Consider the following 10516-nt stretch of genomic DNA (forward strand, 5'->3'; position numbering starts at 1 on the left):
GTCGCGTCCATATTTTTCCAGCGTCTGATATTTGCCCTCGGGATTCTGATCGGTCACGCGCTGCGAACCGCGCACCTGCTGGAGCGCTTGCATCAGCTTGGCGCGGGTCACGCCCGCGTCGTGCAGGAGGCGCGTGGCGGAGACCTTCGCATCGCTCAAGGCGAGGAGATAGTGCTCGGCGCTGAGGTATTCGTCCTTGAGCTTGCCCATCTCGCCTTCGGCAGCGTTTAGGACGTTGGTGAGTTCGCGGCCGAGGCCGAGCTGACCGCCGTGGACCTTGGCGCGGCGGTCGAGTTCCGCGCGCAGCTTCTCCTCGAGCGGGCGAGGCTGGACCCCTATCTTGTCGAAGAGCGGGCGGGCGATGCCGTCGGCTTGCTCGAGCAGGGCGAGGAGGAAATGTTCGTTGTCGATTTCGGCATGACCGAGTTTGGAGGCGACATCCTGCGCGGCTTGCAGGCCTTCCTGCATTTTTTGGGTAAAACGATCGATTCTCATAGGGGCGTGCTTAAAGCTGGCACACTCTTTAGCAATTTGCTCTCCGCGAATTGTCCAGAGTAAACCGGCTATTGTCCGCGTCAGCTTGGCGCGAGATTTGGCGCTTGGGACAGCATCGTGCCGTCAATTTGTCCCGGTGAATGAAAGAGAACATCCAACATCCAACATCGAACGCCCAACATCCAATGGATGATGGGTGGAGCGCGCTACCTAGCCCCGAGCCGGGTCACTTGATCGTTGGATCGGTAGAGCGCGGATACGGATTCGGAGGAATCTTACCGCTGATAGTGTCATGAATCGTGTCACAGGCGGTAAGGAGACAACTGGCGAGAATGACAACCAGGATGAGGGCGTTCTTCATGTCATTGTCTTCGTTCTCCAGAGCGGTACCGGCTGTGCGGCAGCGCGGCGCAAGATCCAGTAATTCGTGTATACATCCAAAACCAAACTCGGAGCCGTGACTATCAGGGCAAAGTGGAGTAAAATTGCGCCACTGATTGTTTGAATACACCCGTCGCCGCATGAATACTTTCTTCCCTCGGTTCCGCTCCGCCCCAATTTTTCCCCGCACGGCCTTTCTGCTGGCCGCGCTCGCGGGTAGTAACCTCGCATTTTGCGGCGAGATTCATGACGCAGCCCGGCAGGGTGACTTGGAAAAGGTCACGGCTATTCTAAAAGGCAATCTCGATTTGGTTTTCAGCCGAGATGAACACGGCCTGACCCCTTTGTGCTATGCAGCATCATCTGGTCACAAGGAAGTGGTTGAGTTGCTGTTGGACGACAAAGCCGAGGTCGACGCAACAGGTACTTTTGGAGGAAGACCTTTGCAAGCAGCGGTGGCAAACGGTCACAAGGACGTGGCAATTTTGCTGCTGGCCAACAAGGCGGATATCAATGGGAAGGATAACTCCGGCAAGACCGTTTTGCACTCTGCGGTTGATTTTGGCCTCAAGGAAATGATGGAACTGCTGCTCGCCAATCGTGCCGAGGTCAACGCCAAGGATAACGGTGGAGCAACGCCTCTGCACGATGCGGCGGGTAAGGGGAGCAAGAACGACGTGGAATTGCTGCTCGCGAATAAAGCCGATGTCGATGCCAGGGACAACGACGCCAGAACGCCTTTGCTGTGGGCAGCGGATAAGGGCCACAAGGATGTGGCGGCATTGCTGCTGGCCCACCATGCCGATGTCAACGGTAAGACCACCACTCTCGGCGAAACGCCTTTGCACGAGGCGGCGAAAAATGGCTACAAGGACGTTGCGGAATTGCTGCTGAACAATAGAGCCGGAATCGACGCGCGGGACAAAGATGGCCTGACGCCGTTACACCTGGCGGCGGCCAATGGTCACAAGGACGTCGTGGAGTTACTTTTGACCGAAAATGCTGAGGTCGACACGAGGGACAATGGAGGCGCTACGCCTTTGCACGCAGCGGCGAGTAAGGGCTGCAAAGATGTGGTGGAAGTGTTGCTGGCCCACAAAGCCGAGGTCGATGCCAAGGACCACGACGGAAATACTCCTCTGTACTATGCGGCTTATGGCCAGAAAGATGTGGTCGAGTTGCTGTTGGCGAATAAAGCCGATGTCAATTCGACGGATAAATTCGGAGTGAGGCCTTTGCACGCGGCGGTAGTTAACCGTCGCGACGATGTTGCGGAATTGTTGCGCCTGCACGGCGGCCACGAATGACTCTCGCCTGAGAGTGTCGCGAGCTTGGCCGGGTCGGTCAGGGCGGCGATGGTTGAAGCCGCTACGTCTTGGCAGTGGCCGACCGAAAGCAGCCGAGCCCACAACAAGGGCAGGGGATACGTCCCCAATCACTCTCGAAACGCCGAGACTTTTCTGACTTTGCCATTTCCGAACCACTCACTCCCGCGAACCTGATCAATACAAGGAAAGTGCCAGGGGGGAGAATTGAACTCCCGACCAAGGGCTTATGAGTCCCCTGCTCTACCACTGAGCTACCCTGGCGTGCGAGGGGCGGAAACTAGCGAGGGGTTTGCGGGGAATCAAGTGGAGATTCTTCCGACCTCAGGCGGCCTTTTTCAGTGCCCTTCACCGAGAAAACTTGCGGATTGGCGAGGCAATCTTAACGTGGGGGCGTGCGCGAGTTTGCCTCCTCATCGATCAGCCTGGCTGGTTCGCTCCTCATCGCGCATCCCGGCCTCCTGGATCCGAATTTTAAACGGGCCGTTCTCTTCATCTCCACGAACGACGCCCAGGAAGGCTCTTTCGGGCTCATCATCAATCGCCCCGCCGTCCGCACGGTGGGCGAGCTACTGCCCGATCGCGACCTGGGCCCCTTGGGCCGCGTGCCGGTGTTTCTCGGCGGACCCGTCGCCACGGACCAGCTCGTTTTTGCCTCGTTTCATTGGCACGCCGAGACCGAGCGCATGGAATGCCGACCGCATCTCATCATCGATGAAGCGGCGGAAATGGTCCACGACGAAACGATCATCGTGCGTGCCTACGTGGGCTATGCCGGCTGGAGCAAAGGACAGCTCGAGGGTGAACTCGCGCAGAAGACCTGGCTGGTGCGGCCCGCCGCGCGCGACATTCTCGACCTGGAGCGTTGCCCCACGCTGTGGCGCGAGATCACCAGTTCTTTCGGTCCGTGGTTTCGGCTGCTCGCCGAGTCCCCCGAAGAGACGAGTCAAAATTAAATCATGATTGTCGGCATCCCGAAGGAAATCAAAGCGCAGGAGAACCGCGTGGGGCTGCTGCCTTCCGCCATCTACCAGCTCATCAAGCGCGGCCACCAGGTGCTCGTGGAAAAAGGCGCGGGCGTCGGGTCCGGCTATCCGGACGAAGAATACGCCCGGGCCGGCGCCGAGTTGATCGATAAGCACGCCGAGGTCTTCGAGCGCGCCACGATGATCGTGAAAGTGAAGGAGCCCTTGCCCGAGGAATATGGGCTCCTGCGCGAAGGTCTGATCCTTTTCACCTATCTGCACCTCGCGGCGAACAAGCCGCTGACCGAGGCGCTGGCCAAATCCCGCGTGACCGCGATCGCCTACGAAACCGTGGAGGTCAATCGCCGCCTGCCTTTGCTCGAGCCGATGAGCGAGATCGCCGGGCGCATGTCCATCATCGTCGGTGGCTATTGCCTCGCGAAACACCAGGGAGGCAAGGGTGTGCTCCTCGGCGGGGTGCCGGGCGTGTTGCCGGGCAAGGTCATCGTCATCGGCGGCGGCACCGCCGGCGTCAATGCGGCCCGCATGGCCACCGGTCTGGGCGCGGATGTCACCATTATGGAAGTCGATGTCGAGCGCATGCGTTTCCTCGACATCACCATGCACGCCGCGCACACGCTCTACTCCAGCCCCGCGCACGTCACGGAATTGCTGCCCACGGTCGACCTGCTCATCGGCGCCGTGCTCGTCCCCGGGGCCAAGGCCCCGAAGCTCATCAATCGCGAGATGCTCCGCCTCATGAAACCCGGCAGCGTGCTGGTGGACATCGCCATCGACCAGGGCGGCTGCGTGGAAACGTCCAAGCCGACGACGCACGAGCATCCCACGTTCGTCGAGGAAGGCGTCATCCACTATTGCGTGGCCAACATGCCCGCCGCCTACGCGCGCACCGCCACCCAGGCGCTGACCAACGTCACCTCGCGCTACGTCGAAATCCTCGCCGATCACGGCGTCCCCGGCGCCTTCCAGCACGACCCGCATCTCCTCGGCGGCCTGAACCTCATCGACGGCCACGTCACCCTCAAAGCCGTCGCCGACGCCCACGGCCTGCCCTTCACCGAGTACGGCAAAGGCTCGGGCATCCCGCCGCTGCGGTTGTAGTCGGAAATGTCGAGGCTGTCGCGGTCGTAAAGGCCCGGAGGGCCTGAAGCTCGGGAGCCCGCATTGGAAATCAACTGGTTCCACCGCCAGCGACATTGCGGGGCTGATCCTTCTTGTCTTACAACACCCCGATGCCGCCCCCCGCACTCCGTCTGCCTTGGTACCGCATCCTGTATGTCCAGGTCCTCATCGCGGTGGCGCTCGGCATCGCCATCGGGCACTTTTTCCCGGCCCAAGGGCAGGCCTTGCAGCCGCTCGGCGACGGGTTCATCAAGCTGGTGAAGATGATCATCGCGCCGATCATCTTTTGCACCGTCACCCACGGCATTGCGGCGATGAGCGATCTGCGGAAGCTAGGGCGCATCGGGGGCAAGACGCTGCTCTACTTCGAGATCGTCTCCACCGTGGCGCTGGTCATCGGGCTCGTGGTGGTGAATACGCTCCAGCCCGGCGCGGGTTTTCATCAGGGAACCCTCGAACCGAAGGATGTGCAAAAGGCCCACGAGTACCTGGAAAAGGCGCACGGCCTGAACACGGTGACGTTTATCTTGAACATCATCCCGACGACTTTCTTCGACGCGTTTGCCAAGGGCGATCTGTTGCAGGTGTTGCTGGTGGCCATCCTCTCCGCCTTTGCGATTGGCGCCTTGGGCGAGCAAGGCAAACCGATCCTCCGCGTCATCGACACCGTCTCCCAGATCTTCTTCGGGATCATGCGCATCGTCGTCCAGCTCGCCCCGCTGGGGGCACTCGGCGCCATGGCCTATACCGTGGGCAGCTACGGCCTCGGCGCGTTGCGCAACTTGCTCGAGCTGATGCTCGGCTTCTACCTCACGGCGGGCTTTTTCGTGATCGTCGTCCTCGGCTCCATCGCGCGGGCCACGGGTTTTTCGATTTTCCGCTTCATCGCTTATATCAAGGAAGAGCTCTGGCTGGTCCTCGGCACGAGTTCCTCGGAGACGGCGCTGCCCGGCATGCTGCGCAAGATGAGAGCCCTCGGTTGCGCGGAGAGCACCGTGGGCCTGGTCATTCCCACCGGCTACAGCTTCAACCTCGACGGCACCAATATCTACATGACCATGGCTACCGTCTTCCTCGCGCAGGCGACGAATACCCACATGGACCTGCGGCACCAGCTCACCTTGCTCGGGGTCGCGATGCTCTCGTCGAAAGGGGCCAGCGGCGTGACCGGCGCCGGCTTCATCACCCTGGCTGCGACCCTTTCCGTGGTGCCGGGCATTCCGATCGAGTCCCTGGCCATCCTCGTCGGGATCGACCGCTTTATGAGTGAGTGCCGCGCGCTGACGAACCTGGTGGGCAATGGCGTCGCCACGGTGGTCATCAGCCGCTGGGAGAAGGAAGTGACGCCTGCACAATTACGGCTCAACATGGAAACGAGGCCCCCGATCGTTGCCGTGGCAGAAGCGCCGGTTCCAGTGTAGACTGCCGTCGACTTCCCGAGAAATGTGCTTTAAAACAAAATATCACATTGCTACGTCAGTGTGTGGAACTGGCACGCCGCGTGCGCCACTCTCAGCCGTCCCCCTCTGTCATGGCCGATATTAAATTCCAATGCCCCGAATGCTGGCAGCGCATCGCCGTCGACGACAGCGCCGCTGGCATGCAGGTGGATTGCCCGAATTGCCGCAGCAGCCTGATCATCCCGAACGTCGCCGAGGGAGCGGTGGAGATCACCGTCCGTCGCCGCCTGGTTTCCGCTACGGGCCATGCGGATAGCGCCTACGAGGAGCTCGATCGTAAACAGAAGGAACTGGCGTCCGCCTTGCAGGAAGCGGCCAAGTGGCGCGCGGATACGGAGACTTCCCGGGTGGAGTTGATCAAGCTGCGCCAGGACCTCGAGGCGACGGCCCGGGAGCGGGATGGCCTGCGCGCCACCGGTGCGGAACTCACTCAACTCAAGACCAAGGAAGACACTTTCCGGGTCAACCTGGAAAAGGCCCGGGAAGAATTGGCCAAGGCCCGCTCGGAGCGGGAGAAACTGGCGCGCGAACTCGCCCAGCGCAAAAACGAACCGGAGATGGGCGCGATGGGCCTCGGCCCGGGGCATACCGTCGCCCAGGAGCGGCTCATCGCCGGGGAAAGGGAACGCGCGGAACTGAAGGCGCAACTGGCCGAGGCGCTGAGCCGTCCGGGGTCGGCGAACCCGGAACTGCAAAACCAACTCGCCCGCCTGCAGGAACAACTCGCCACCGTGACCAAGGAGCGGGACGGCCTGCGCACGAATGCCGACCACGCGGAGGTGGAGCTGCAGAATTTGCTGTCGAATACCACCGACGCCCAGGAGCAACTGGTCGCCGAACGCACCAAACACGACGAGACCGCCCACCGCCTCACCACCGCGGAAGAGAAAAGCGCCGACCTCGAAAGGCGACTGGCCGAGGTGCAGGGCGTGGCCACGGAACTTGGCACGTCGCAGGGTGAGAAAGCGCAGTTGCAGGGGGAATTGAAGGCCACGGCTGCGCTGCACAAAGACGCGCAACAGAAGCTGGAGGAACATCGAGCCGAGCTGGGCAAGGTGCAGGAGTTGCAGGCCGCGGGGCAGAGGGAACTCGAAGGCGTGCGGCAGGAGCTTGCCGGGTTGCGGGACGAGCATGGCAGGATGGTGGCGGAACGGGACGAAGCCCAGCGAATGGTGGCGGAGCAGGCGACAGAGCTCGCCCAGTTGCGCGAGGCGCATCAAGTCGCGCAGGGTGAAATCGAAGGGATGGATCACCGCTTGATCAGCCTGCGCGAAAGTCACGCCAAGCTCTCCGAAGAGCACGAGGCGACGGAGCGAACACTTTCCGAGCGGCAAAATGAGCTGAACAGCGTTCGCGCGGCTCACGGCACGGCCCAGCGGGAATTGGAGACCGTCCGCCAGGACCTGACGAACCTCCGCGACGAGCACGCGAAAATTTCCGCGGAGCGGGATGACACCCAGCGGAAGTTTGGCGAGCAACAAACCGAATGGAATCGATTGCAGGAGACGCACGGCACTTTGCAGCGCGAGGTGGAAGGCCTGCGGCAGGAGTTGTCCGGTCTCAAGGACGACCATGCGAAAGTTTCTGGCGAGCGCGACGACGCTCAACAAAAGATCGCTGACCATCTGGCCGAACTCAACCGAGCGAAGGAGGAGCACAGCGCTCTACAGCGCGAATTGGAAGGTGTGCAACAGGAGCTGTTTGGCGCCAAGGGCGACCACGCCAAGGTTTGCGCCGAGCGGGATGACGCGCAGCAAAAGATCACCGATCATCAGGCTGAGCTCAATCGCGTGCAGGAGGAGCACGGCGGTCTGCAACGCGAATTGGAAAGTGTGAGGAAAGCGCTGACGGACCTCAAGGACGCGCATACCAAGGTATCCGCCGAGCGGGAAGAGGCCCGGCAGAAAATCGCCGACCATGTCGTGGAACTGAGCTGTCTGCGGGACGAGCACGCGAAGGTTTCCAACGAGCGCGATGAAGCGCGCAAGCAGGTGGCCGATCGCGAGGAGGCGCTGCGCACGGCGTCGCTGACCATGCAGGCGGCGAAGAACGAATTTGATCGGACCAAACAGGAAGCCGCCGAGGCGGCGGAGGAGCAAGACAGGCTGAAGACCGCCGTGGCCGAGGCCGAGGAGGAAGCGAAGGAATTGCAGCATCGCGTCGACGGCTTGCTCGACGACCTGCACCATCGCGAACACGAGCTTTCCGAGGCCCAAAAGAAAATCGAGGCCGGCAAGGCGGAGCAGGAGCAAATCCGCCAGCAATTGGCCGACAAGGAAAGCGAACTGAAAGTCTCCTGGGAGAAGATCGATGCCGCTCGTCGCGAGATCGCCGACCTCAAGTCCAGCACGGCCACTGTGGGCGAGGCGCACGAGGGAGCAAGAGCGGAGGCGGTGCAATCGAAGGCCCGCATCGAGGAACTCGAAACGCGGGTCGCCTCGCTGCTCTCGGAACTCCAGCACGTCAACAAGGACGCCGGCGATTTGCGGCTGAACTGGCAGGCCGGCCGCAGTGAACGCGAGCAACTCGTCGACAAAGTCTCCAACAAGGAAACCGAGATCCGGCAACTGCAAGGGGAGCTCGACAAGGCGAAGGATTTGGAAAAATCGCTCCGGGCGAAAACCGAGGACGCGGTCAAGGCCATGGTCGCTGCCCAGGAAAAAGGCCAGACGCTGGCCGGCGATCGCGAACGCCTTTCCGCCAACCTGGCCAAGGTCAACACGGAGCTCGGCGTGGCCCACGAACAATTGCGCCAGGCGCGCCTGGAGCGGGAGACGGCGAAGTCGAGCGTGGGCTCGGTCGAGATTCAGCTCGAGCAGGGGCTCGACCAGTTGCACGCCGTGGAATCGGAACGCGACGCGCTCAAGACGGAACTCGAGGCGGTGAAGGCCGGCCTCGAGCGGGCCAAGCAGCACGTGACCGTGTTGCAATCGCGGCGCGACCAGATGCGCGATGAAATCGCCAAGCTCAAGGTCGCGCTCGGCCAGGCCCCGGACGCCATCGGCTGATTTTGAAGACGCCGCTTATCTCCATCGTGTTTTTCCTGCTCGCCGCGCTGTTCGGCGCGGTCGGCCAATTCCTCTACAAATCGGGCGCCGAGAGCGCGGGCGGCACGATCGCCGGCTATCTGCTCAATCCGCGACTCCTCGGCGGCGTGGTCTGCTACGGGACGGTGATGGTGCTCTTCGTCGCCGCCTTCAAGAAAGGTGGCGAGCTATCGACGCTCTACCCGATCTACGCAACGACCTTTATCTTCGCCGCGCTGATTGCGCTGTGGGCCTACGGCACCCCGATCAAGCCCGTGAACGTCGGCGGCATGCTCCTGCTCGTCGCCGGGATGTACTTCATGGGACGCTAGGCAGTGTTCACGAATTGGTAAAAGAAGGAAGCGCGTTGGCAGTCGCGGTCGGAGCAGGCCGAAGGCCTGACATAAGCCAGCCCAGGGCAGAGCGAGGCACGAGCGTCGCCCTGGGATTCGCATCGAAAAAGCGCCGAGCCCCAAAGTGGGCGTCACAAAGGATCGATCCACGGACAACTTGCCGACTTTTGTTTTGCCCCTACAGGGCTTGTCGCTCGTGGGATGTAGTAACCAGGGCGACGCTCGTGCCTCGCTCTGCCCTGGGCTGGCTTGTAGGCGGGCCTTTGGCCCTCCGGCTCGCTCCCTCACTAGGAATTCATGAATGCTGCTTTAGTGCTCCGTCCGCCGTGAAAGGATGGGTGGGGCTGCCGATTCGGCAATCGACAATTCGCGGCGAATCTCTAGCCTCGGGACACGCGTTATGAATGAGTTTCTCCCCTCCGTCCGTCCCCGCCATTCGATGCAAAGCATGCTCGCCGCCATCATGGTCGGTTGCACCTTGCTGGCGGGCGTTCCCACCTCGCGGGCGCTGGATCCGGCGACGGTCACTGGCGATCTGCTGATCGACGCCAAGGGCGAAGTGGAGATCTTTTACAACGGTCGAAAACTCGTGCTGCAGGGAGAGCGGGGGAACGGACAACACTTCGTGGTCAAAGTGCCCGCCCGCGCCTACCAAGCCGGGGATGCGATCGTGCTCCATGTGCGTTCGCCCGTGGTTTATCGCGCCATCGTCGCGGCCATCAATCTGACCGGGAAAGCCGGACAGATCGCCATCAAGAAAAGCGACTGGCGCTATTTGGGAGAAGAGCAGGACGCCCGCAAAATCACCGCCGCTGAGATCCAGGCCAGCCAGACCCTTCCGGTATCGGCCAGTCCCGATCCGAACGGCGCGGCCGAACGCGATAAGCTGGGCATTCTGCCGGAATCCCAAGGCGGCAGCGAGTGGGTGAAAACCGAGAAGCAGTCGAACGGCTGGTACTGCGTCGGCTTTGTCATCACTCCCGAAATGCTCAAGTCGCCGCTCCCGGTTCACCGTTGACGAGGCTGCTCGACCATTCGCGGAGAGTCTCTGGGCAGTGTTCACGAATGAGCGAAGAGAGGGCAACTACCAGGCCAAAGGCCTGAAATAAGCCAGCCCAGGGCAGAGCGAGGCACGAGCCGTCGCCCTGGGTATCGAAGCAAACAAGCGCCCAGCCCCAACGTGGGCGCCACAAAGGCTGGTCCGGTCGGGGAGCCTCTGGTGCGCCCCTTCAGGGCTCGTCGTTCGTCGGATGCGGTACCCAGGGCGCCGCTCGTGCCTCGCTTTGCCCTGGGCTGGCTTGTCTATGGGCCCTTCTGAGCCTGTATCGATTTTTCGGACAGAATTGGGTAAGCTGAAGCAGACGACTT

9 protein-coding genes and 1 tRNA gene are annotated in these 10516 nt (G+C 61.7%); 8 read left to right on the forward strand and 2 right to left on the reverse strand.

The annotated features are described in order from the left end of the window. Nucleotides 1–495: Clp protease N-terminal domain-containing protein (locus tag ABJF10_RS24810; protein ID WP_348547314.1), on the reverse strand; the 495-nt coding region annotated here is incomplete at its 3' end. Between the two features lie 292 nt (nucleotides 496–787). Between ABJF10_RS24810 and ABJF10_RS24815 the strand changes: the two genes are divergently transcribed. Both ABJF10_RS24815 and ABJF10_RS24820 read left to right on the forward strand, forming a co-directional pair. Then, nucleotides 788–919, forward strand: coding sequence for a hypothetical protein (locus ABJF10_RS24815; protein ID WP_348547315.1), 132 nt, complete (start codon nucleotides 788–790; stop codon nucleotides 917–919). Nucleotides 920–1016: 97 nt separating this feature from the next. After that, nucleotides 1017–2183, forward strand: a complete 1167-nt coding sequence (locus ABJF10_RS24820) for an ankyrin repeat domain-containing protein (protein WP_348547316.1) — start codon at nucleotides 1017–1019, stop codon at nucleotides 2181–2183. Between the two features lie 210 nt (nucleotides 2184–2393). Here the strand turns inward: ABJF10_RS24820 and ABJF10_RS24825 are convergent. Next, nucleotides 2394–2465, reverse strand: a tRNA-Met gene (locus tag ABJF10_RS24825). Nucleotides 2466–2596: 131 nt separating this feature from the next. Here ABJF10_RS24825 and ABJF10_RS24830 point away from each other — a divergent pair. The 6 genes from ABJF10_RS24830 to ABJF10_RS24855 all read left to right on the forward strand — a co-directional run bounded on the left by ABJF10_RS24830 (nucleotide 2597) and on the right by ABJF10_RS24855 (nucleotide 10166). Then, nucleotides 2597–3157, forward strand: a complete 561-nt coding sequence (locus ABJF10_RS24830; RefSeq protein WP_348547317.1) for a YqgE/AlgH family protein — start codon at nucleotides 2597–2599, stop codon at nucleotides 3155–3157. A 3-nt stretch (nucleotides 3158–3160) separates the two neighbouring features. Beyond that, on the forward strand, nucleotides 3161–4288 hold the full coding sequence (ald, locus tag ABJF10_RS24835) for an alanine dehydrogenase (RefSeq protein ID WP_348547318.1): 1128 nt from the start codon (nucleotides 3161–3163) through the stop codon (nucleotides 4286–4288). Between the two features lie 131 nt (nucleotides 4289–4419). After that, nucleotides 4420–5730: a dicarboxylate/amino acid:cation symporter gene (locus ABJF10_RS24840; protein ID WP_348547319.1), complete on the forward strand. Its 1311-nt coding sequence runs from the start codon at nucleotides 4420–4422 to the stop codon at nucleotides 5728–5730. 110 nt (nucleotides 5731–5840) lie between these two features. Further along, a complete protein-coding gene (locus ABJF10_RS24845) occupies nucleotides 5841–8777 on the forward strand; it encodes a hypothetical protein (protein ID WP_348547320.1) in 2937 nt (978 codons plus the stop codon). 2 nt (nucleotides 8778–8779) lie between these two features. After that, nucleotides 8780–9127, forward strand: coding sequence for a hypothetical protein (locus tag ABJF10_RS24850; protein ID WP_348547321.1), 348 nt, complete (start codon nucleotides 8780–8782; stop codon nucleotides 9125–9127). 421 nt (nucleotides 9128–9548) lie between these two features. Then, nucleotides 9549–10166: a hypothetical protein gene (locus tag ABJF10_RS24855; RefSeq protein ID WP_348547322.1), complete on the forward strand. Its 618-nt coding sequence runs from the start codon at nucleotides 9549–9551 to the stop codon at nucleotides 10164–10166. The last annotated feature ends 350 nt before the right edge of the window (nucleotides 10167–10516 follow it).

The organism is Chthoniobacter sp., from assembly GCF_040003245.1.
Taxonomy (GTDB): domain Bacteria; phylum Verrucomicrobiota; class Verrucomicrobiia; order Chthoniobacterales; family Chthoniobacteraceae; genus Chthoniobacter.